Annotated in this window: 16 protein-coding genes and 1 pseudogene; 9 read left to right on the top strand and 8 right to left on the bottom strand. The window is 71.5% G+C overall.

Translation table 11 applies throughout. The features are described 5' to 3' along the window. Positions 1-27: 27 nt before the first annotated feature. The 6 genes from ACYUED_RS01230 to ACYUED_RS01205 form a co-directional block, all read right to left on the bottom strand. Positions 28-2,343, bottom strand: coding sequence for a PP2C family protein-serine/threonine phosphatase (locus tag ACYUED_RS01230; RefSeq protein WP_491294782.1), 2,316 nt, complete (start codon positions 2,341-2,343; stop codon positions 28-30). Between the two features lie 324 nt (positions 2,344-2,667). Further along, on the bottom strand, positions 2,668-3,042 hold the full coding sequence (locus ACYUED_RS01225; RefSeq protein ID WP_491290464.1) for a hypothetical protein: 375 nt from the start codon (positions 3,040-3,042) through the stop codon (positions 2,668-2,670). A gap of 322 nt (positions 3,043-3,364) precedes the next feature. Next, positions 3,365-4,288, bottom strand: a complete 924-nt coding sequence (locus tag ACYUED_RS01220) for a MurR/RpiR family transcriptional regulator (RefSeq protein WP_491290463.1) — start codon at positions 4,286-4,288, stop codon at positions 3,365-3,367. 121 nt (positions 4,289-4,409) lie between these two features. Next, entirely contained in the window at positions 4,410-6,104 is a 1,695-nt protein-coding gene (locus tag ACYUED_RS01215) for an ArnT family glycosyltransferase (protein WP_491294780.1), read from the bottom strand. A gap of 91 nt (positions 6,105-6,195) precedes the next feature. After that, positions 6,196-8,130, bottom strand: a complete 1,935-nt coding sequence (locus ACYUED_RS01210) for a phosphatase PAP2 family protein (RefSeq protein ID WP_491290462.1) — start codon at positions 8,128-8,130, stop codon at positions 6,196-6,198. 201 nt (positions 8,131-8,331) lie between these two features. Continuing rightward, positions 8,332-9,231, bottom strand: a complete 900-nt coding sequence (locus ACYUED_RS01205; protein WP_491290461.1) for a BadF/BadG/BcrA/BcrD ATPase family protein — start codon at positions 9,229-9,231, stop codon at positions 8,332-8,334. A gap of 295 nt (positions 9,232-9,526) precedes the next feature. On the opposite strand from ACYUED_RS01205, the gene ACYUED_RS01200 reads away from it, so the two are divergent. The 6 genes from ACYUED_RS01200 (at position 9,527) to ACYUED_RS01175 (ending at position 17,819) form a co-directional block, all read left to right on the top strand. Continuing rightward, a complete protein-coding gene (locus ACYUED_RS01200; RefSeq protein ID WP_491290460.1) occupies positions 9,527-10,663 on the top strand; it encodes an ROK family protein in 1,137 nt (378 codons plus the stop codon). A gap of 273 nt (positions 10,664-10,936) precedes the next feature. Further along, a complete protein-coding gene (locus ACYUED_RS01195) occupies positions 10,937-12,268 on the top strand; it encodes an extracellular solute-binding protein (protein WP_491290459.1) in 1,332 nt (443 codons plus the stop codon). 116 nt (positions 12,269-12,384) lie between these two features. Further along, entirely contained in the window at positions 12,385-13,296 is a 912-nt protein-coding gene (locus ACYUED_RS01190) for a carbohydrate ABC transporter permease (RefSeq protein WP_491290458.1), read from the top strand. Next, entirely contained in the window at positions 13,293-14,195 is a 903-nt protein-coding gene (locus ACYUED_RS01185) for a carbohydrate ABC transporter permease (protein ID WP_491290457.1), read from the top strand. Before ACYUED_RS01190 ends, ACYUED_RS01185 begins: the two co-directional genes overlap by 4 nt. Positions 14,196-14,197: 2 nt before the next feature. Then, positions 14,198-15,916 carry a hypothetical protein gene (locus tag ACYUED_RS01180; protein ID WP_491290456.1) on the top strand — a complete coding sequence of 573 codons (1,719 nt, stop codon included), beginning with the start codon at positions 14,198-14,200 and terminating at the stop codon, positions 15,914-15,916. A gap of 70 nt (positions 15,917-15,986) precedes the next feature. Then, positions 15,987-17,819 carry a hypothetical protein gene (locus ACYUED_RS01175; RefSeq protein WP_491290455.1) on the top strand — a complete coding sequence of 611 codons (1,833 nt, stop codon included), beginning with the start codon at positions 15,987-15,989 and terminating at the stop codon, positions 17,817-17,819. Here the strand turns inward: ACYUED_RS01175 and ACYUED_RS01170 are convergent. Then, a complete protein-coding gene (locus ACYUED_RS01170; RefSeq protein ID WP_491290454.1) occupies positions 17,809-18,471 on the bottom strand; it encodes a nucleoside/nucleotide kinase family protein in 663 nt (220 codons plus the stop codon). The genes ACYUED_RS01175 and ACYUED_RS01170 overlap by 11 nt on opposite strands. Before the next feature lie 100 nt (positions 18,472-18,571). Here ACYUED_RS01170 and ACYUED_RS01165 point away from each other — a divergent pair. From ACYUED_RS01165 to ACYUED_RS01155, 3 genes and pseudogenes are all read left to right on the top strand, one after another. Next, positions 18,572-18,968: pseudogene (locus tag ACYUED_RS01165) on the top strand (YybH family protein). A 54-nt stretch (positions 18,969-19,022) separates the two neighbouring features. Next, on the top strand, positions 19,023-19,763 hold the full coding sequence (locus ACYUED_RS01160) for an HAD family hydrolase (protein ID WP_491290453.1): 741 nt from the start codon (positions 19,023-19,025) through the stop codon (positions 19,761-19,763). Next, on the top strand, positions 19,760-22,102 hold the full coding sequence (locus tag ACYUED_RS01155; RefSeq protein WP_491290452.1) for a glycoside hydrolase family 65 protein: 2,343 nt from the start codon (positions 19,760-19,762) through the stop codon (positions 22,100-22,102). The genes ACYUED_RS01160 and ACYUED_RS01155 overlap by 4 nt, the downstream gene beginning before the upstream one ends. A gap of 53 nt (positions 22,103-22,155) precedes the next feature. On the opposite strand, the gene ACYUED_RS01150 is transcribed toward ACYUED_RS01155, so the two are convergent. Then, a complete protein-coding gene (locus ACYUED_RS01150) occupies positions 22,156-23,115 on the bottom strand; it encodes a hypothetical protein (protein ID WP_491290451.1) in 960 nt (319 codons plus the stop codon). Positions 23,116-23,122 lie beyond the last annotated feature (7 nt).

Here is a 23,122-nt window from a genome sequence, read left to right as displayed (position 1 = left end):
CGCGTCACCGTCCGCACCGCGGGCCGTCTACTCCGGAGCCCTCTGCTCCAGATCCATCGGAGCCCTGATGTCGAGGAGACAGACGTCGTCCCGACGTTCGCCCTCCAGCATCGCGGCGAGCAGCGGCCCCAGCGACAGGGAACCGGGGTCGTCGGAATGGTGGCTCAGGACGGCCTCGGAGAGCCGCTTGAGGCCCCGGTCGATACTCTCCTCGGGCCGCTCGACCAGGCCGTCGGTGTAGAGCATGACGCGGTCGCCCGGTTCGAGCCGGCACTCCGCCTCCACGTAGACCGGTGCCGCACTCGCCCCGAGCAGCATGCCGCGGGGACGGTCGAGATAGCGCACCTGACCGCCACGCAGCAGCAGAGGCGGCGGATGACCGGCCTGAGCCCAGACCAGGCGTCGCTCCGCCGAGTTGTAGCGGGCCAGGACCAGCGTCGCGGTGCCGTGGGAGTCACGGGAGTGCAGCAGCAGCGTGTTGAGCCGGTCGAGCGCACCCGTCAGCGAGGACCCCGTGATCACCATGCCCTTGGCGGTGAAGCGGAGTTGGGCCATGGTGGCGACCGCGTCGATGCCGTGCCCGGCGACGTCGCCCACCACGAAGAGGGCGTCCCCGTCGGGCAGTTCGATGGCACTGAACCAGTCACCGCCGACATGGATGCCCGACTGGGCGGGCAGATAGGCGACTTCGACGCGCAGCCCGGCCAGGCGCACGGGCCGGATCGGCAGCGGAAGCAGGGCGTGCTGCAGCCGGCCCGCCAGCGTCCGCTCGGCACGCAGCACGTCGTGCTGGGTGAGCATCGCCCGCTCGCTCTCCACGAGGGCGAGCTCGGCGCTGCGCTGTGCGGTGAGGTCCTGTACGACGCCGTGCACCTCGACGGGCGTTCCGGCGACGTCCGGCACGGCTTCGGCGACGACCCGCAGATGCCGCAGCCCGCTCGCCGTCCTGATGCGGAACGGAATGTCGAACGTCCGCCCCTCGCCGAGGAGTTCCGCGATGGCGTGGGCCAGTGCGGGCACGTCCTCGGGCAGGGTGAGCTCCGGGAGCTCGGTGAGGCCGACCGGCCCGCACGCGGGGTTCCGGTCGAAGAGGGTGAACACCTGGGAGGACCAGGTGACTTCGTGCGTGACCAGATTCCAGCTCGCCCAGCCGAGGCTGCCCAGCCGCTGCACGTCCGCGAGGCGCTGCTCCTGCCGGTCGGAGGAGCCGTGCCGCACCCACGTGATGACCAGCCCCGCGCCCAGCCGCGCCGCCCGCACCGAGTAGGTGGACAGCTCGGCGACCCCGTCCACGACCTCCTGGTGCGCGAACGGCTCGCTCTCGTACGGCTTCCCCGTGGTGAGCGCTCGGCGCATGCCCTGCCACAGGGGCTCGGTCGCCAGCGCCGGACAGCACTCGCGGAACCGACGGCCGATCAGTTCCCGCCCGGCGCGCCCGACGACATCGACGGCCTGCGTGGTCGCGGCGTCGATGCGGTAGTCCTTGATGTCTCCCGACGCGGCGGGCAGCGGCGTCAGCAGCATCGCCGCGTCCGGCAGCGCGCCGAACACGGCCTGCACCGTGTCCACCGAGGCGTCGGCCAGGTCCTGGGAGCGGGTGTCGAACGCGCGCAGCCGCCCGGCGCACAACTGCGCCACCGCGTGCAGGTGTTGCCGGACGCCGGCGCTGAACGGCCCGACGCGGGTGCGCAGGACCCCGATGCACACGTCCGGCGCGTCACCGGTGGGCAGGGGCAGCCAGGCGCGGGTCGGCCAGCGCTCGGGCGAATCCCCGATCATCAGATAGCGTTTCCGGTCCGCCTTGGCGTCCTCCAGCCAGCGCGGCTCCCCGGCCCGCAGCGCGTCGAGCGCGGGAACCCCGGCCAGCGGCGGTACCCGCTGCCACTGGGTGGCCAGGGTGTCGTCGATGCCGGCGTGCCCGATCAGCTCAAGGCCTCCCGAGGAGAGCAGGGAGTAGATCATGACGGCGCCGGCGCCGACCTCCGGCGCGAGATGCTCCAGCAGACACCGGGCCAGATCCTGCGGTGTGGCCACATGGACGAGTTCCCGGCCGAGCGGGCCGAGGGCCGCCGAACCCTCGTCGGTGGTGGCCACGTGGTGTGCGGAGGCGGGGGAGGACTCGGGGGTGAGGTCGGCGTCCGGTCGGGGTGCGGTGGCCGGTGAGGTTGCCAGGCCGCCGAGGGTGACCCAGCACTCCTCGAGCAGTGTGCGGGTCCCTTCCGCGGCGCGTCGCTGCAGCTCCTCCTCGGCGGCGTCCGGGGAACAGCCGGTCAACGCCATGACGGCGCCCCTGGCCTGCTCCAGGACGGCCGCCTTGGCGGCCAGGTCGCGCAGCCGGTCCATCTCGGCGCGCTGCCTGGCGACCACCTTGGCCAGCGCAACGGTGTCCGGGGCGGGGCGGGACTCCGCCGGCGTTGCGGGCTCGCTCGTCACGCGTCGAGCATCGCACATCGAGAGGTCTTCGATCGTGGTCTCGCCGACCCGGGCTTCACCCGAAAAGGGAAGCTCGCAGGCGTCGCGTTGACGATCTGGACGGTACGGGCGGCGGCAGCGTCCGCGCACCCGCCACGGCCACTGCCCCGGAGCCCCCCGGGCAGGGGTGGGACCAGGAATGCCTGCACCGGCTGGGAGCGGGAGTTCGAGGAGTGACGCGAGGGCGGGATGCCGTCAGCGGCCGGACTCGACCAGGGCCTGGGTGACCGTACGGACGCTGCGCGCGATGTGCTGGAGCTGCAGCACTTCTGCCGCGTAGAGCTTGATCGTGTGCTCGATGACCGACTCGTGCAGGCCCAGCGCCGGCAGGTCCGCGCGCGCGGTCTGCAGGGCGGTGCGCGCGACCCGGATCTCGTGCTGGACCTGTATCTGCGCATGGCGGGCCAGGAGCACGGGGTGGCGGATCAGGGCCGGATAGCTGGCGTAGCGCGCGGGCACGAGCTCGCGCAGCCACCTGGCCGCCGAGCGCTCCCAGTCGTAGGAACCGGGCGTCTTGACCTGGCACGGCCAGTCAGGGCTGATGCGCGTGGTCGTCAGTTGCATGATCATCGCTTCCGGTGTGCGGCGTCGGGAGGGTTGGTCCGACGTGGTCGGGCGGCCCCGGTCCAGGGGATGACCGGGGCCGCCAAGGGCGCTCGCACGGAAAACGAGGCCCGACCGGACATCCTGGGCGCCGACGCGGGTAGGAGACGGCGGCTTCGGGTGTCCGGGGTGACGCGTGAGCAGTATTTATATATGCCGTCCGCTTTGCAAGACGCATGAAAACATTCATGCGTGATTTGTTGTGAAAGGTCCTTTTGTCATGCCGCATAACAGGAGTGAGTGCGGGGTGCGCGCGGGGTGAGGGGTGTCGCGCCGCAGGCGGGGACCGTCAGTCACGCAGGAAGAATTGGTGCTGGTCGGAGATCTGCTCGTACTCCTCGAGCCGGGCCTGGGTGCGCTCGGGGTCCGCGTCGGTCATGGCCTGCAGCAGCGCGGCGGCGATCACGCCGGGCGCGGCGTAGGAGTCGAAGACCAGGCGGGAACCGGTGCCGGTGGCGAAGACGACGTCCGCCTCGTCGGCCACCGCCCCCAGCGCCAGGTCCGTGACCAGGGCGACCTTCAACCCGGCGCCGCGCGCGACGCGTACGGCCGTGAGGGTCTCATGGGCGTGCCGTGGCATGGAGAACGCCAGTACCCAGATGCCGCCCGCCTCGCGCGACTGCAACAGCGCGTCGTAGGCGACGCTGCCGCCCCGCGTCACCAGCCGCACGTCCGGGTGGATACGGCGTGCCGCGTACGCGAAGTACTCGGCGAGCGAGCCGGAGATACGCAGCCCGAGGACGGTCAGGGGGGTGGACGCCGCCAGCAGGCGCCCGATGGCGATCAGCTGGTCGGGGTCGGCGAAGTCGCGCCGCAGGTTCTCCAGGTTCTCGATCTCGGCGTCGACGGCCGCCTGCAGCTCGTTGCTGCCGTTCTCCTCGGTGGCGGCGGGGCCGCCGGCCAGCGTGCCGAGGGCGATCGACTGGAGCTTCTCGCGCAGCGCCGGGTAGCCGCTGAAGCCGACCGCCGCGGCGAAACGCGTGACCGACGGCTGGCTCACGCCCACGCGATCCGCGAGGTCGGTGATCGAGAGGAACGCCGCCTCGGTGATGTGCTCGATCAGATACTGGGCGATGCGCCGCTGCCCGGGGGAGAGCCGGGGCCGGTCGAAGAGCGTCCTGAGCTGGGAGGCCGGGGCGGCCTCCACCTCAGGAGCCGTCTTGCCCGAGGTGATCGCGGATGCCTGTGCGCGTGCCTGCTGCGGCGATGGCACCGGTGTGCCTCCTTTGTCTCCCACAGTGCTTCAACATAGCCCACACACCGTCGTGACCAGGGCTTGTACGGCCGCATCCGGGACCGCCGGACGCTTACTCACGTTGCCTGCGGGGCGTGCGTCACCGGCGGTAGATCGTGATCGAATGACCGACCTCGTCGATCGGGTGACTGCTGTCGATCAATGCCGCCAGCCCGCCCTGCGCCTTGGCCACGGCCGAGTCCGACACGACCAGCAGCCCGCGTACCTGACGCGGGGGCACCTTCCGCGGGTCGGACGCGTCGATGCCGTAGTACGAGGGCACACCGCTGCCCTTGTACACCAGCCAGATCCGCCGACCCCGGTAGCGCTCGTGCAACCGGTCGGCGAGCCGGCCCAGGTCCTGGCCCCAGTCCACGTTCGAGTCGTGCAGCCGCAGATGGGTCTTGGCGGGACCGCCGGACGCCTCGTTGGAGTACGGCAGATAGTAGGGGAACGTCCGCAGCGAGCTGACGGCGACGAACAGCACCAGCGCGCCCGTCATGAGAGGCGCCCACCGCCACCGCGCGGCGAGCACGCAGCCCGCGGCCACCGCCAGGAACATCGGCACGAAGACGGCGTACCGGGTACCGAAGTCCCGCGCCCCGGTCATGGCGGCGGCCAGCAGCACACCGGCGGGCACGAGCACGTACGGCGCGGCGGGCCGCAGCCGCCGTACCGCCACCACCACGACGGCACCCGCCGCCCACAGCGCGAGCATGCCCAGCGGCGTCTTCACCAGCAGCGCGGCCGGCAGGTAGTACCAGCGGGACCCGGTGTACAGATGCCCGAACAGGAAGCCCTGCCACGGATAGTTCTCCAGGCCGAACTGGATGCGCATGCCGTCCCGGTACGCCTCCGGGAACGGCAGCAGCTGCACGAGCAGCCCCTTCAGGCCGTGCACGGCGGGCACCTGCTGCCCCGGCGACCAGCGCAGCCGCGGATCGACCGCCAGATACGACGCCCATACGACGGCGACGGCTGCCGCGGCGACGACGAACGCCGCCGTGGCAGCCCGCACCAGGGTCCTTCGCCGGTCCCCGGTACCCGCCCGCCACACAGACCAGGCGGCCAGCGCCAGCAGCACCGGAACCACCGGGAGGACGTTCATCTTCGTGGCCAGCCCCGCTCCGAGGGCCACCCCCGCCCACGGGACGTACAGCCGGGGCCGCCGGCGCGCCCGCCACAGCAGCCACGCAGATGTCAGCACGAACCCGGCCGCGGGCACGTCGAGCGTGGCCAGCGAGCCCTGCGCGATGATGTCGGGGGAGAAGGCGTACAGGGCCAGAGCCGCCAACCCGGCCGTGGCGCCCGCCAGTTCACGCGCGAAGGCGAACACCACGAGCCCGAACAGCAGGGTCAGCACGATCATCGGCAGGCGGGCCCAGAACATCAGCCGCCACGGGTCGTTGCCGGACTCGTACAGCAGATGCCGGCCGAACCGGCTCTGATCGCCCTTGTACGAGGTGTCGACGTGCGGGCCGGCGATCGCCACCCCGGCCGCGACGACCAGCTTGCCGAGCGGCGGGTGCTCGGGGTTGAACCGCACCCGGTGCTCGTGCAGGTAGTCGGCGGCCGTGGCGACGTAGATGGGCTCGTCGATCGTCGGCGTCTGCTGCACGGCGGTCGTGACCATCGCCGCCGCCATCTGGCCGAGCAGCACGACCACCAGCAGTGGCACCAGCCACCGCCGGCCGGGCCGGGGCGACTCTCCGGCGGCCGTCGCCCGCGGCGGGGGGTGTTCCTCGTCGTCGCGTGTGCCCGGTTCCAGGACCGAGTGCTGTTCGTGCGCCATCATCCGCCCCGCGGTGACACCGACCGCGAGGGGGCGGGAGCGATCCGGGCCCGTCTCATGGGTCCACTTTCGCATCAGCTCCCGCCCCCGGGCGTCACCGCTTCAGGAGTCGTACCGACAGACCTTCCGTCGTGTAGACGGGTACGGCCCGCAGCCGGTCGGAGTTCAGTTCGACGCGGTCGAACCGGCCGCGCAGGTGCGGAGCCGACAGGACGCGCACCGTGCTGCCCGCGGCCGGTGCCTCGTGCTCGTCGAGCTGCAGGGACAGCACGCTGCCGCTTCCCAGCAGTACGCGCCGGGTCACCTCGAGGGCGGGTCCGTGACCCGAGCGCAGCGTCAGCTCCAGCGCGGAGGTCTCCTGCACGTACGCACCGTGCACCTGCACGGGCTGCTGCACCCGCAGCGTCCCGCCGGACACCCGTACATCGCCGTGGCCCAGCGCGTGGGACGAGGCGGCGACCAGCGTGCCGTCCTTCACCACGGTTCCGCCCGTGTACTTGTTGTGGCCGGTCAGGGTGAGGGAGCCGCAGCCCTTCTTGGTGAGCCCGCCGTCGCCGTCGATGTCGTTGCGCCAGCTGTCTGCCGCGCCGAAGCCGCCCGCCGCCGCGTCCAGCGTGACGGTCACGTCGCAGTCGAAGGCGCCGTAGCCGTCCGCCGCGGCGAACAGGTTGAGCCGGCCCCACTGCTCGAACCCGTCCAGCAGCACATGGCCGGAGGGCAGCGCGGTCGTGCGCAGCACCTCGCGCCGCTGGGCCGCGTCCAGGTACGGCTGCCGCGTCTCCAGCAGCACCTCGGCGCCCTTCGGTACGGTCAGCGGCCTGCTCTGGCCGTGCCGGGTCAGCACGTAGGTCAGGCGGGGCTCGACCGTGCGGGCGTTGGCGTCCCGGTCCGCGTACGGGTCGGTGCCGGGGCCGGCCGAGTGGGCGTAGGCGTACAGGGTGTCGGCGTTCGTCCCGGTCCGCGCCGTGAAGTAGGCGAGGGCCTGGGCGCGCGCCGCCGCCTTGAGGTCGGCGTTGGCGGGGTCCGCGAGGGTGGCCGCCGCGAGGGCCGTTGCCATGATCCGGCCGCCGATGACGTCGACGGTGGAGTGCATGCCCGCCAGGATGCGCGTGTCGCTGAGCTCCAGGGCGCGCGTGACGAGTTCCTGGAAGCGCTCGGGCACGGCGTACGCGTAGGCCAGGGAGGCCAGGTGGAAGGCGTTGGTGTGGCCGCTGGGGAAGCCGCCGTCGTCCGCCGGCGAGGTGCTGCGCTGACGCAGCAGCTGCGGGGCGACGACGACCTTCGAGTCGTACACCGGGTAGCCGAGCGCGTCCGTCCTGCCGGTGTCGACGACCTGGCTGTCCTCGTTCATGCGCCAGGGGCGCGGATACAGGTAGGCGTACTTGGAGGGGTTGCCCGAAGCCCAGGTGCCGCGCAGCGTGTCGACCAGTTCGGCGACCTTGCCCAGCTCGGAGTCGTGGGAGCCCGCGCCCAGCGCGGAGCCGGCCGGGGCGTCGGCGGGAACGGCGTCGTCGATGGTGGTCGCCGGGGTGCCGTCGGGCGCACTGGTGATCGACGTGACCGCCTTGGCGCCCGTCCGGTACAGGTCGGTGAGCGGGCCGAGGCCGCCGGAGGCCGCGTAGCTCTGGTGCTGGCGGTCGTAGAGGAACGCCAGCTTCGCCTGGGCCGGGGTGCGCCGCGTGGTGACCTCGATGCAGTACCGCATGTTGGCCCGCAGGATCTCGGGCCGCAGCGGGGCACCGGTGTTCCAGGCGCCGCCTGTCTTCCAGATCTGGGCGAAGCCGCCGAGGGCCCGTACGACCGCGTTGGTCTCGGGCGTACGGTTCGCCGGGAGGTTGGTCCTGTAGTCGTCGACGAACGCGAGCGGCGCGGTCGCCGCCTTGGCGTCGGCGGCCGACAGCCACGAGGTGAAGGTGGGTGCGGCCAGCACACCGGCCGAGGCGCCGAGCGAGGTCTTGAGGAATCCCCTTCGGCCGACGGCGGGCCGACCGGTCGACGAGGGGGAGCGGTGCCCGGCTGATGACGGCATGCGTGTGCCTCTCCTGGGTTTCTGCGGCCCTGCGGCCGGGAGGAAGATCGTGCGAACAGAAGTGGTCCGCGGGACACGTGGGGTGTGCGAATCCGGTGAGTCCCGTGAAGCTTTGAGCGAAGATCTACGGCCGGGTCCTGACCCGTCGGCGATGGCCCGGCGGCCGGGACGTGTCGTGTGCGTGAACGTGGGCCGATCCGTTCACAGGATCGAGCGGGCCAGTGCCACCGCGCCCTCCACCGGTGCCGCGCGCAGCGGCTGCGGCCGTGCTCCGGGCACGGCCGCGGCGAGCGCGGAGGCGAACGCGTCGTAGAGCGAGGGCTGGGCGAGGACGGTACTGCCCGCGACCACCACGTCGTCCACCGCGACGCCGCGGGCGGCGATCCGCTCCACCAGCGCGGCCAGCGAGCGGCCGGCCTCGGCGATCACGGAACGGGCGAGCGGCGAGCCCGCCTCCGCGGCGGCGAAGACCACCGGCGCGTGCCGCCCCCATTCCGCGGAGACGTCGGTGGCGCTCTCCAGCGCGGCCCCGAGAGCGGGTACTTCAAAGACACCGAAGGACGCGAGGAGGGCCTGGGCCAGTTCGTCCGGATCTTCCCCGCGGTCGTGCGCCGCCCATGCGGCCCGCGCGGCCTCGCGCACGAGACCCGCGGCGCCGCCCTCGTCGCCGAGCACCGCGCCCCAGCCGCCGACCTGGACGGGACTGCCGTCCGCGAGGCGGCCCACCGCGACGGATCCGGTCCCGGCGACCAGGCCGACCCCCTTGTCCAGGCCCGCGGCGGGCACGAGCAGTTCGGCGTCGCCGACGACCAGCGCGGGCGCGGCGAAGTGCAGTTGGAGAGCGGTACGTATCTGGGCGCACTGGCGCGGGGTCTCGCAGGCGTGGCCGCCCACGGCGATGGCGGTGGGGCGTGCGCCCGTCGGCAGCGCCTCGGCGACCAGGGCGGCCAGCCAGGCCGCTGCGGCCACGGGGTCGTGCGGCCGCCAGCCACTGCTTGTCCGCACGTGGTCGGCGACGGTCTCCGTTCCGACGTAGGCACGCAGATGTGTCTTGGTGCCACCCACGTCGATGCCGGCCACGAGGGGGGTGAAGTCCTGCACGGAACCTCTTTCGTCGTTGCGCTGGGCTGCGACGGCGGGCGAACCGTACCTGGACATAAGGGAGTTGGGGAACTAGGGAAGCCCCGGGACGGGCTTCTGACGGACACGGCAGGCGAGTACCGTGAAGTTCGTTAGGAAGTTAACTAACGAAGTACAGTGCGTCAAGAGGTGTCGCACGCCCGACCGCCCGGACCGCCGTCGGACTCCTGGCGGGCATGTGCGACACCGAACATCCCATCGCCGCATCCCGAAGACGACCCGCCCCCGGGAGCGGCCCGCGACCTGTGGGAGAACTGTGGAATACGACGTGGCGCAGGCCCCGCGCCTGACCGAGAGCGCCAGCGCGGTCTTCGCCGTGCTGGCCCAGGCGGGCAGCGCGACCCGGCCGCAGCTCGCGAGCCTGGCGGGCCTGTCCAAGCCGACGGTGTCGTCCGCCGTCGCGGAGCTGGAGAGCGCCCACCTCGCGGCCCACTCCGGCACCACCTCCAGCGGCACCGGCCGCAACGCCGCCGTCTACCGCCTCGGACCGGCCGCCGGTGCCGTGCTCGCCGTCGACCTCGGCCCGGCCGTCACCCGGGTCCGTGGCTGCGCCCTGGACGGCAGCCTGCTGGCCGAGGCCACCGGCACGCGCGCGGAGGCCGCCGACGCCGTCCGCGAGGCCCTCGGCGCGCTGCCCGCCGACGCCCCGCTGCGCACCATCGTGGTCGCCGTCGGTGACGTCACCCGGGAGGGCACCGGGGTGCGTCCCGCCACCGCCAAGGCCGGCCCGGTCTTCGATGCCGTGGCCGTCGCGCTGCCCCCGGGCGTGCCCGTCCACCTCGAGAACAACGTCAACTGCGCCGCGCTCGCCGAGCTGCACGAGGGCGCGGCCCGGGGCCGCCGTACCTTCGGCTACCTGCGCATCGGCGTCGGTATCGGCCTCGGCGTCGTCATCGGCGGCCAGGTGCTGCGCGGGGCCAACGGCGCCGCCGGTGAGGTGGCCCGGCTGCCCTACCCCTGGGACGACGGCCTGCAGCCGCGCCACGAGGCGCTGGAGGAGCACGTCGGGGCCCGCTCCCTGCTGCGGCGGGCGGCGACGGCCTGGCCGGACGCCGACGGGCCGTGCCCCACCACCACCGAGCGCCTCTTCGCCCTCGCGGACGAGGGCCGCTGCACGGCGCGGACGATCGTGGGCCGGCACGCCGCCGACGTGGGCCGGCTCGCCGCCGCCGTCACCGCCGTGCTGGACCCAGGGCTGATCGTGCTGGGCGGCAGCACCGGCGCGTATCCGCAGCTCCTGCCGGGTGTGCGGGCCGAACTGGAACGCCTGAGCTGGCCCACCGAGGTGGTCAGCAGCACGCTCGGCGATCTCGGCACCGTCGTGGGCGCCGCCCGGCTCGCGGTCGCCCGAGGAGTCCAAACCGTGACCGAGGCCGCGCATGCGAAGGATTGACGGCCTCCGACTCGGTCTGCCAATGTCCGGACAAGCGCTTTCTAAGTCGGCCGGGACGCCGACTCCGGGTGAGCATCCCGCCCGTACGCGAAGTACGGCAGCCGCACGAGGGCGTGCTTGTGCGACGCCGGCCGTCATGGCCGGGGACCCCACCCTCAAGGCGACACGGCCGGGCGAGGCCGTGCCCCGGGAAAGCGAAGCCTCCTTCAAAATGCACCCGTGCCGCCTCGGCTGGCGCCGTGCTTCCTCCGGTACGACGAAAAGGGATCGAAGATGACCAGTGTGGGTGTGCGGCGCTCCAGCCGACTCGGCCGCGGCGGCATGCGCCGCGTGGTTCCCCTCGCTGCCGTGGCCGCGGCAGGTGCCCTTCTGCTCTCCGCCTGTGGCGGGTCGGGGTCCGGCTCGGGCGGCACGTCCAAGTCGCTGACGTTCTGGATTTCCACGGTTCCCGGGCAGGACGCGGGCTGGAAGAAGCTGGTGGCGCAGTACAAGAAGGAAGCCGGCGTCACCGTCCACCTCGTCAACATCCCCTACGACGGCTACACGACGAAGCTGCACAACGCCGCGCAGGCGAACTCCCTGCCCGACGTGGCGGCCGTGCCGTCGCTGGACCCGATCTGGTCGAACAAGCTGATCGACCTCAGCTCCATCGCCAACACCAAGAGCAACAACATCAACGCCAACTTCCTCGCCAAGGACTCGTCCGGGAAGGTGCTGTCCATCCCCTCGGACGTCACCGCGTCCGGCCTGTTCATCAACAAGTCGCTGTTCAAGAAGGCCGGCGTCTCCTTCCCGGACTCGCCCCAGAAGACCTGGACCTGGACCGACTTCATCAAGGCGGCGAACAAGGTCCGGGAGAAGACCGGCGTCAAGTACTCCCTGACGTTCGACCAGTCGCCCTCCCGGCTGCGCGCCATGGTGTACGAGCTCGGCGGGAAGTACGTCCACGCGGACTCCTCCGGCAAGTTCTCGGTGGACGCCGCGACCAGGAAGGCCGTGAAGACCTTCGTCGCAATGAACGACGACAAGACCATGCCGAAGTCGGTCTGGACCAGCGGCGCCGACCCGTCGGCCATGTTCCAGAGCGGTGACGTGGTGGCCTACTGGTCCGGCGTGTGGCAGGTTCCCGCCTTCGCCGAGAGCGTCAAGAAGTTCGAATGGGCCAGCGTCCCGACTCCCGCCGAGCCGGTCCAGGCCAGCGACGTCAACGCCGGCGGCATGATGGTGGGGTTCAACAACAACGGCGCCGCGGCCACCGCCACGAAGAAGTTCATGTCCTGGCTGTACGAGCCGGACCACTACCGCGTGCTGTGTGAGACGTCCGGGTTCCTGCCCGTCGAGAGCGGTCTGAGCCCGAAGTACCCGTTTAAGGCGGAGGCGGCGCAGGCGGCGTTCAAGCTGTACAACGAGGAGATCCCGCTCTACGCCCCGATCTCGGGTTACTTCAACGGCGCGCAGACGGAGTGGGTGCTGAAGGGCAAGAGCATCACCACCGACCCGACCAAGACGGAGATCGGCAAGGCGATCAACGGCCAGCAGTCGGTCGACAAGGCCCTGGACAACATCGTGGCCGGCTACAACCAGCAGGTCGGCGGCGGATCGTAGGCCCGAGGGCCGGGCGGCGGTCGAGACACCGCCGCCCGGCCCTCGCGTCCCCAAGCGATGCCGGGCTCATGGCGTGAGCCCACAGGAATCCCTTCCACCAGCACGGAGTCAGGAAGATGAAAACACGCGCCTCGGACGTGTCAGCGAGCCCGCCCAGCAGACGCAACAGCTACACCATCGCGCCGCTCGTCCTCATCGCGGCCAATGTCGTGCTCTTCGCGCTGTTCTTCGTCTGGCCTGCGGTGATCGGGCTCGTCTACTCCTTCACGAACTACACGGGTGTGGGGGCGTTCCAGTTCGTCGGACTGTCCAACTACCACAACCTGTTCGGGGACTCCACCTTCTACGACGCGCTGACGAGGACGCTGCTGTACACGGTGCTCTTCGTTCCGCTGAACTTCGCGCTCTCGCTGCTCATCGCCAACGTGGTGGTGAGCAAGCACGCCAAGGGCGTGTCGGTCGCCCGTGTCGTCTTCTTCATCCCGTGGCTGCTGTCGCCCATCGTCGTGGGTGTCCTGTGGCGGTGGCTGTTCGGTGAGAACTTCGGACTGGTCAACTACGTCATCGAGAAGCTCGGCGGAAGTGCCGTTCCGTGGCAGTCGAACGCGGACCTTTCGCTGCTGGTGGTGGTGATGGCGGCGTCCTGGATGTGGACGGGTTTCACGATGCTGCTGTTCATCGCGGCGATCAAGAACGTACCGGTGTCGTACTACGAGGCGGCCTCGCTCGACGGCGCCGGACCATGGCGCCAGTTCTTCAGCATCACGCTGCCGAGCATCGCACCCACCTCGTTCATCGTCATCCTGCTCAACACGATCAACGCGATGAAGGAATACCCGGTGTTCGTCGCCCTCAACAACGGCGGACCCGGAACGTCGAACAACCTGCTTGTCCAGTACATCTACCAGACCGGCTTCCAACGGGGCCAGATCGGCTACGCGAGCGCCGCGTCATTCGTGCTCATGCTCATCCTGATGGCCGTCGCGATCATCCAGCTGATCGTCAACCGGCGGGTGGAGAACCGATGACAACCACAGACATGCCCCGCAAGGTCGACGCCGGTGCCGGACGGGCCGTTTCCAGGAAGCGGCCTCGCAGCGCGGGCGGCGGTGGGGTCCGGCGTGCGGTGTCCGCGACGACACTGCTGTGGTTCCTGGCGTGCCTGTACGGGTTGCCGGTGCTGTGGTTCATCCTCAGCTCCTTCAAGCCGGCCAGCGACCTGTTCTCCTACCCGCTGACGCTGGTTCCGCACAACCCCACCCTGTCGGGCTACCTGACGGCGTGGCGCAGTGCCAACTTCTCCCAGTACTTCATCAACACGACCATCGTGTGCGTGATCACGACGATCCTCACGGTGGGTGTCAGCTGCTGCACCGGGTACGCGCTGGCCAAGTACGACAACAAGTGGCTCAAGGCGTTCTTCCTCTGCATCCTGGCCACCACGATGCTGCCGGGTGAGGTCATGCTCGCCCCGGAGTTCCTGGTGGTCCGCAACCTCGGCCTCTACAACTCGTTCACCGGCATCATCCTCCCGGCCGTGCTCACCGCGACCGGATGCTTCATGTTCCGCCAGTTCTTCCTGACGGTCCCCGACGAACTCGTGGAAGCCGCACGCATCGACGGCGCCCGCGAACTGTCGATCTTTCTGCGGATCATGGTGCCGCTCTCCCGGCCCATCATGCTGACCCTCGCCATCCTGTCCTTCCAGTGGCGGTGGAACGACTACATCTGGCCGCTTCTGATGCTCAACGACCCCGACAAGTTCACCGTGCAGATCGGCATCCAGAGCATCGTCGGCGCGCAGAACATCAACTGGTCGGTCCTGCTCGGCGCATCGGTCATCTCCATGATCCCGCTGATCGTCATCTTCCTGGTCTTCCAGCGCTACGTCATGAGCGCCGACATCAATGCCGGACTGAAGGACTGACCGTGCCCACCCCGCTCGACCGCGAGTTCGTCCGCGCGGTGGCCCGCGCCGCCGACCGGCCGGCCGCCCCGCTGGCGGCCGGCCCCGACGAGGAACCCGCCGGTGTGACCCACCGCGCCCTGGCGCGCCGGGTGAGGACTCTGGTCGCGGCGTACCGTTCCCCGGACTCGGCACTGCACGGCAGCAGTCAGGCCGTCGCCGCCTCGATGACCCACGTCCGTGCCCTGCGGGCGGCGCAGACCGCCACCGGTCTCTTCGCCGGCGGCGACAACGTGCAGTCGCCGCCGGATTCCGCGTTCACCGTCAACGACGTGTGCGACGCGCACGTCATCGCCGCGGGCGCGGGGCCGGAACTGCGCGACGTCACGGCCGCGCTCGCCGAGATCGCCGGCGCCGCCACGGGCAGTCTCCTGACCGGTGGGGTGCACACCCCGAACCACCGCTGGGAGCTGTGCGCGGCGCTGGCCCGGCTGCACCGGTCGTTCCCCGACGACCGGCTGCTCGCCCGCGTCGAGGAGTGGCTCGCCGAAGGCGTCGACATCGACGCGGAGGGCCTGTACTCGGAACGCAGCGCCAACTACGCGGCCCATGTGTCCAACCCTTCGCTGCTGCTGCTGGCCGACGTCCTCGGCCGCACCGACCTGCTGGACGCCGTCGAACGCAACCTCGCCACCACCCTGGACCTCATCAGGCCGGACGGCACGGTGGAGACCGTCCACTCGCGGCGGCAGGACCAGTACCACCCGTTCCCGCTGGCGCCCTACCTGCCGCACTACCGGCTGCTCGCGATCCGTACCGGCCGGGGCGACTTCAGCCGGGCGGCGCGGCTGGCGGCCGCCGGCGGCATCGACGACCCCGACCTGCTCGCCCAGACCCTCCTCACCCCGGACCTGTGCCGCCCGCTGCCGGAACCGGCCGCGCAGACACTTCCACGCGACCGGTACCTCACCACCGCGCGCCTCGCCGCACGGGCCTCCACCACCGCGCACACGGTGGTGTACGGCGGCTCCGACGTGCCCGGGCACCGGTGCATCCGCTCGGGCCTCGCCTGCAATCCCACCTTCCTGCGCCTGTTCGCCGGCGACGCCGTACTCGACACGGTCCGGCTGTCGCGGGGATTCTTCGACCTGGGCCCCTTCCGCGCCGCCGGCATGCAACGGCTCGCCGACAGCCGGTACCGGCTCACCGAAACCCTCACGGCCGCCTACTACCAGCCGCTCCCGCCGGACCGGCGTCAGGGCGACGGCGTCTACCGGCTGACGGACGAGGGACGCTTCTCGGCCGCGATGGCCTTCCCGGACCGGCCTCGGGACGAGGTCTCACAGACGACCCGCGTCGATGTGGACCTCCGGGACGACGGTGCCGACCTGCGGATCGACATCAGCGGACCACGGGTGCCCTGGGCCCTCGAACTGACCTTCCGGCCGGGCGGCGTCCCGGACGGCGCCGTACCGATCGGCGACGCCCGCTGGTGCCTGACGAGCGGATCGATGACGTACCGCGCCGGAGAGGACGAGATCCGGGTCGAGGTCGGCGTCGAGGCCGGGGAACCACTGGCCGGGCCGCACCGGAGCGACGTACTGCGATACGACCCGGGTGAGGAATACACCGTGGTGGGCGGCACCGACGCGACGACAGGGAACAGGGTCTACGTCGGCGGCCAGGGACCGCAGACGCTGACCGTCGCGCTGCGTGCCCACCGGCCCGCACCTGTCGCGTGACCCCGACACCCACGCCATGGCCACCTGAGGCATGAAGGGCTGAACCCCCGTGCACCTCCCGCACCCTCCCGTGTACCTCCCTCACCAGCGGGGCCCGCTGCACGACCTGCCGGACAGCCCCGAGGCATACGACGCCGTCCTCGCCGACGTCGTCGAGCAGGCGCTGCGCCGCATCACGCCGGAGGGCAGCCTCGAACACCCCGACTGCGTCGACGACATCGGTGACACCTCCCTCGGCATGACCTCCCTGCTGGTGCTCGCCCTGCAGCGGACCGGGGACCCGCGCCTGCCGGAGGCGGTGCACCGCAGCCTCGCCTTCCACCTGCGCGAGCGGGTCCACGTCGAGGACAACCCCGGCTACCCGAACCTGCGGATCCGCAACTCGGGCCTCCCGTACGCCCGTTACGTCCTGGAGGCGGGCGCCCACCCCATCGGCGACTGGCCGAGCACCGTGTGGGCGCTGCTCCAGGCGGTCAACATCCTCGACGCCCCTGACGGCCTCGTCGACACCGGCCGACGCGCCCAACTCCTCGACGTGGCACGGGGCTACTGGCGCTGGCTCACCGAGGCGACCTTCTTCAACCCGCAGGAAGCCGGCAACCAGGCCATCGGCTGCGTGGTCGGCGGCCTGATGCTGGCGCGCCATCTGCCGCCCGAGGAGGGGGAGCCGGTCCGCACACGGGCGATCGGCCTCTACGCCGACGAGATCCGCGCCCACCGGGTGCGCGACCGGGGCGCGCTGCTGCCTCCCGAGCACGGCGGCGCCTACGACAACAACTACGGCCCGATCTCGCTCTCCTTCCTGGCCCAGGCCCACCGCGTCAGCGGGGAGGAGATGTTCGCGGAGGACGGTGACGCGCTCGCCCGCTACATCGACGCCCGCCTCACGGGCGGCGGCTTCGACAACGGCGGCCCCCGCTACAGCGAGCAGCACTCCGGCTTCGAGTCGGTCCTCGGCCTGCGCTACTTCAGCCGCCGTATCGGCTCCGACCTGGGCCGCTACCGGGGCGACACCCGCTGGGGGCGGCACGCGACCAAGCCCGACGGAGGGGTCGACGGCCACTTCGCCTGGATGCTGGTCTGGCAGATCCAGGACCTCACCCGCTGGCACCGCACGCCGTCGGCCACGCCCGCACGCCACCAACTCCGGGCGGGCACCGTCTCGGTGGCCTTCGACGACCGGATGACTCCGTCACTGATCGAGGCAGCCGGCACCTACTACCTGCCGGCCGCCGTGAACCGGCAGCACGGCTTCGGCCCCGTGCTGGACGGGTTCGTGTTCTGCCGGCCCATGGGCGAGGTCCGGGTACGCGACCTGAGCGCCGACGGGCTCGTGGCGAAACTGGTGACCAAGCCGGTCGTCGGCCGCGACCACGTCCTGCGGCATGTGCGGTCCCTGTACGTCACCGACGGCACCGCCCTGTGGACGACGGTCGCCGTGGAACGCCTGCCCTCAGACCCGTATCTGCTCGCCGGGCTGCCCTACGCGGCCGACGACGGCGACCGGGTGCGCCGGACGGCCGAGGGCGCGGTGGCCTCGGCGGGCGGTCTGCGTCTGACCCATCCGACGGCGCGGGGCACGGAGCACTTCGACGCCCGTGCCGAACTCACCCAGGAACAGGCGGCGTTCGCGCTCGCCGCCGACCCGCGCGGCTACGGCAACCCCGACGAGGGCTGGCGGCACCTGGTGAGTTCCACGGCCCTGGAGGCGGGCCCGGTCCCGGGCACGCCGGACGACCTGCACGTGTTCGTGATGCGTTACGGCTCCCAGGAGCCGCCGACGGTATCGGTGGAACGGACGGACGAGGGGCTCACCGTACGAACGGACGCCTTCACCGCGGTGATCGGCGCCGACGACGAGCGGGGGGAGCCGGGGCTGACGCTGTGCGCGGTCAGTGGGTGAGGGCGAGATCACCGAACGGCACCACCAGGTCCGCCCGTTCCCGGCTCGCGGCGACCAGCTCGGCATTGCGCTGGTCGCTGCGCAGCACCCACTCCACCGCCTCCTCGTGCTCCTTGCCGAACTCCTCGTGCCGGGCGATCAGCCGGCGCAGGCGCTCCTGCTCGTCCAGCTCGCAGAACCACACCTCGTCGAGCCCGCTGCGGACCCGTGGCCACAGGCCCGTGTCGAGCAGGAGGTAGTTGCCCTCCGTCACCACCAGCCGGGCCGTCGGCGGCACCGGGACGGCACCCGCGATCGGCTGCTCCAGTACCCGCTCGAACCCCGGCGCGTACACCACGTCGCCGGGCCCCTGCCCGTCGTTCTCGCGCAGACGCCGCAGCAGTGCCGCGTACCCGGCCGCGTCGAAGGTGTCGGGCGCCCCCTTGCGGTCCCGGCGGCCGAGCCGCTCCAGCTCGGCGTCGGCGAGGTGGAAACCGTCCAGGGGGACGTGCGCGACCCACGGCCGACCGGACCCGTTCAGCTCCCGCACCAGGTTCTCGGCGAGCGTGGACTTGCCCGCCCCCGGGCTGCCGGCGATACCGAGGATCGCGCGGCGGCCGCCCCCGACGAGGGCGCGGGCACGGGTCAGCAGGTCGTCGAAGGTCAGCGGCACACAGCGAAGTGTGTCACCCGGCCGGCAGACAATGAATCCGGGCGGGCCGGGGAGTCGTCCCTGTACTCCGGGGGCACCACCACGGAAAGGAGCCGGTGCCGTGCCCGACGACGCAGCACAGATCCGCACACTGATCGAGAAGTGGGCCGAGGCCGTCCACCGCGGTGACCTCGACGGCGTCCTCGCCGGCCACGCCGAGGACATCGTGATGTACGACGTCCCGCCGCCGCACGAGGGCATCCGCGGTCTCGCCGCCTACCGCGCGACCTGGCCGCCGTTTCTTCGACTGGCAGGCCCGGGGCGCCCGCTTCGACATCGAGACGCTCGACGTCACCGCCGGCGCCGACGTCGCCTACGCGCACGCGTTGCTGCGCTGCGGCACCCCGGAGGAACTGGCCGAACGCCCCACTCTGCGCCTGCGGTTGACACTCGGGCTGCGCAAGGAGCGGGAACGCCGGCCGGTCGCCCACGAGCACCACTCGTTCCCGCACGACTGACCCATGTGGCGTGCGCCACGATGTGGATGCGCCCCGGCGGGGAACCGAACGGGTATGACGCAGCTCGGGCTCCCCGAAAACATCCAGGCCTGCCTCTTCGACCTCGACGGGGTCGTGACCCGGACGGCCGTCGTGCACGCGGCCGCATGGAAGGAGACGTTCGACGCGTTCCTGCGTGAGCGCGAGGGCGAGGACTTCCGGCCCTTCGACTCCGGTGCCGACTACGACGAGTACGTCGACGGACGGCCACGCGCCGACGGCGTCCGCACCTTCCTCGCCTCCCGGGACATCGAACTGCCCGAAGGCAAGCCGGACGACCCACCCGACGCACCGACGGTGAACGGCATCGGCAACCGCAAGAACGCCCTGGTCCTGGAGAAGATCCGCACCGAGGGCGTCGAGGCGTACGACGGCACCCTGCGCTACATCGAGGCCGTGCGCGCGCACGGCCTGCGCACCGCGATCGTCTCCTCCAGCGCCAACACCCGTGACGTACTGCGCTCGATCAAGGCGGAGCACCTCTTCGACGTACGCGTCGACGGCGTGGTGGCCGCCGAACGCGGGCTGCCCGGCAAGCCGCACCCCGACACCTTCCTCGCGGCCTCCCGCGACCTCGGGGTCGAGCCGTCGCAGGCCGCCGTCTTCGAGGACGCCCTCGCCGGCATGGACGCCGGCCGTTCCGGTCACTTCGGATACGTCGTCGGCGTCGACCGCGTGGGACAGACCGACGCCCTGTACGCACACGGCGCGGACCGGGTCGTCAAGGACCTCGCCGAACTGGGAGGGAACGCATGATCACCCACCGCTCCTACACCGTCGAACCCTGGACCGTGCGGGAGACGCGCCTCGATCTGGACGTCCTCGCGCAGAGCGAGTCCGTCTTCGCGCTCTCCAACGGCCACGTCGGCTGGCGCGGCAACCTCGACGAGGGCGAACCGCACGGCTTGCCCGGTTCCTACCTCAGCGGAGTGCACGAGGTGCATCCGCTGCCCTACGCGGAGGCCGGATACGGGTACCCGGAGTCCGGCCAGACGGTCATCAACGTCACCAACGGCAAGGTGCTGCGGCTGCTGGTCGACGACGAGCCGTTCGACCTGCGCTACGGCCGTCTCGTCTCTCACGAAAGAGTGCTCGACCTGCGGCGGGGCGTACTGGAACGGACCTGTGAGTGGACCTCGCCCGCCGGATCCACCGTCCGGGTGCGCTCCACCCGCCTGGTCTCGCTCACCCAGCGGGCCGTCGCCGCCATCGGCTACGAGGTGGAGGCCGTCGGCAGCCGTTCCCGTGTGGTGATCCAGTCGGAGCTGGTCGCCAACGAGAGCCTGCCCGGGACGAACGGCGACCCGCGCGCGGCCCAGGCACTGAGATCACCGCTGGAGGCCGAGGAGGACACCGCCGTCGGTCACCGGCTGCGGCTGGTGCACCGCACGCGTCGCAGCGGCCTGCGCGTGGCGGTGGCCGCCGACCACAACGTCACCGGTCCCGATCGGACCACGACCAGCAGCGAGAGCAACGTGGACGTGGCCCGGTTCACGATCACCTCGGTGCTGGAACCGGGCGAGTGCCTGCGCGTGGAGAAACTGGTCGCCCACGGCTGGTCCGCCGTCCGCTCGCGGCCCGCGATGAGCGACCAGGTGGAGGCGGCGCTGGCGGCGGCCGGCCACAGCGGCTGGGACGGGCTCCTGGAGGACCAGCGGGCCTACCTCGACGACTTCTGGGCGCGTGCGGACGTCGAGGTCGACGGCGACGAGGAGATCCAGCAGGCCGTCCGCTTCGCGCTCTTCCACGTCCTGCAGGCCGGCGCCCGCGCCGAGCAGCGCGCGATCCCCGCCAAGGGCCTGACCGGTTCCGGTTACGACGGTCACGCCTTCTGGGACACCGAGACCTTCGTCCTGCCCCTGCTCACCTACACCGCGCCCAATGCCGTGGCCGAGGCGCTGTGCTGGCGGCACAGCACCCTGCCCGCCGCCCGGGAACGCGCCGCCCAACTCGGCCTGAACGGCGCCGCGTTCCCCTGGCGCACCATCGACGGCTCGGAAGGATCGGCGTACTGGCCGGCCGGCACCGCGGCCTTCCACGTGAACGCCGCCGTCGCCCACGCCGTCGTGCGCTACACGGCGGCGACCGCGGACGACCGCTTCGAGCGCGAGGCCGGCGTCGAGCTCCTGGTGGAGACGGCCCGCCTGTGGCGCTCGCTCGGGCACCACGACCACCAGGGCGCCTTCCACATCGACGGCGTCACCGGCCCGGACGAGTACAGCGCGATCGTGGACGACAACACGTACACCAACCTCATGGCCCGCCTGAACCTGCTGGCCGCCGCCGACGCCTGCGAGCGCCATCCCGATCTGGCGGCATCCCACGGCGTCGACGACGAGGAGAGCGCGGTCTGGCGGGACGCCGCCGAGGCGATGCACATCCCGTACAACAGCGAACTCGGCGTGCACGAGCAGCACGCCGGCTTCACCCGCTACCAGCGCTGGGACTTCGCCGCCACCGGCCCCGACCGGTACCCGCTGATGCTGCACTACCCGTACTTCGACCTCTACCGCAAACAGGTGATCAAACAGGCCGATCTGGTGCTGGCGATGTACACGTGCGGCAGTCACTTCGACGAGGAGCACATCGCCCGCAACTTCGCCTACTACGAGGCCCTGACCGTACGGGACTCCTCGCTGTCGGCGTGCGTCCAGGCCGTCATCGCCGCCCAGGCGGGCCATCTGCGCCTCGCCTACGACTACACGGCCGAGGCCGCCCTGATGGATCTGGCGGACCTGGAGCACAACACCCGCGACGGGCTGCACATCGCGTCGCTGGCCGGCACCTGGATGGCCCTGGTCGCCGGGTTCGGCGGCCTGCGCCGCGAGGGCGACTCCCTGTGCTTCGCGCCGCGCCTGCCCGAGAAGTTCAGCCGCCTCGCCTTCACCCTCCAGTTGCTCGGCCGCCGGCTGCGCGTGGAGATCGGCCCGGACAAGGCCTCGTACACCCTGCTGACCGGGCCGCCTCTGACGATCCGGCACCACGGGGACCCGCTGACGGTACAGGGCGACGATCCCGTCGTCCGCGCCGTACCGCGGCCACCGGCCGGCCCCGCTCCCGCACAGCCACCGCACCGCAGCCCCAACTCCCGCTGACCGGGCCCCGCCGACCGGCTGCGCGGACGCATCCCGAGCGGGGCCGCCGCTCCTCAGCCGCGCAGCTTCAGCTCCTTGCGCCACTTCACGAACTGCTGCTCCGGATCTCCCGTGTACGACCAGGGAGTCCGGGTCGCCCGAGGGCCCAGCATCCGCAGCAGGGCCGCGGCCTCCTCCTTGTCGCCCGCGTTGCAGGCCGCATGCGTCAGGTAGTTGAGGTCGCGCAGCTCACCGGGGGCGATGCCGCTGTGCGTACGGCCCATGATCCAGCGCTGCCAGGTTCTGCGTACGTCACTGACGGCCCCGTCGTGGTTCCAGTGCTGCCCGAGGCCCACCGCCGACTGGCTGCCCTTCGCCGAGTCGAGGGCGTACCGGTACTCCTCCACGCGCGCGTACTGCACGAGCACCGGGAGGGCGCAGCCCGGGGGTGCCACGCCGGCCGCGTCGCGGGCGAAGTCGTACATCAGACCGTGCGTGCCGTGCCAGCGTGCCGAGTAGTAGTGCAGGACCTGAAGATGACCCTCCACGCTGTACGGGTCGCGCTGGTGCAACTCGTCCCACCAGCGCGCCAGTTCCTGCCGCCGCACCCCCGCGGCGTACAGCCGGGCCACCGAGATCAGTGAGATCCACGGCGTCGGGTCGTCCAGATAGGCCTCCGCGGCCTGCAGGCACGCCGTCACCGCGGTGTCGATGCGGTGCTGGTCGATCGGCACGCCCCGGCCCGCGGAGATGGCCAGGTTGAACGCCCGGGCCGTCTCCGTCGCCGCCCGCAGCACCAGCGCGTCGCCGCTGCGGGGCTCGGCCGCCAGCCATGTCTCCGCCGTCGAACTGCTCGCGCAGGCCTGCGCGAGCAGCCGCACCCGGTGGCCGCGGGCGAGCCAGTTGGGGCCGGTGACCCGCAGCAGGTCCCTCAGGCCCTGCCAGCGGCCGATGACGATGTCGTGGCAGGTGTCGGTGAGGGCCGTGTCCCCGCAGTCCTGGTCGAAGTCGGGAACGAATCGGTCTCTCGCCATCGGGGTC

It is taken from the genome of Streptomyces sp. DF42, from assembly GCF_058267695.1.
The sequence above is the reverse complement of the archived record's forward strand: the minus strand, read 5'-3'. Positions and strand labels throughout refer to the sequence as shown.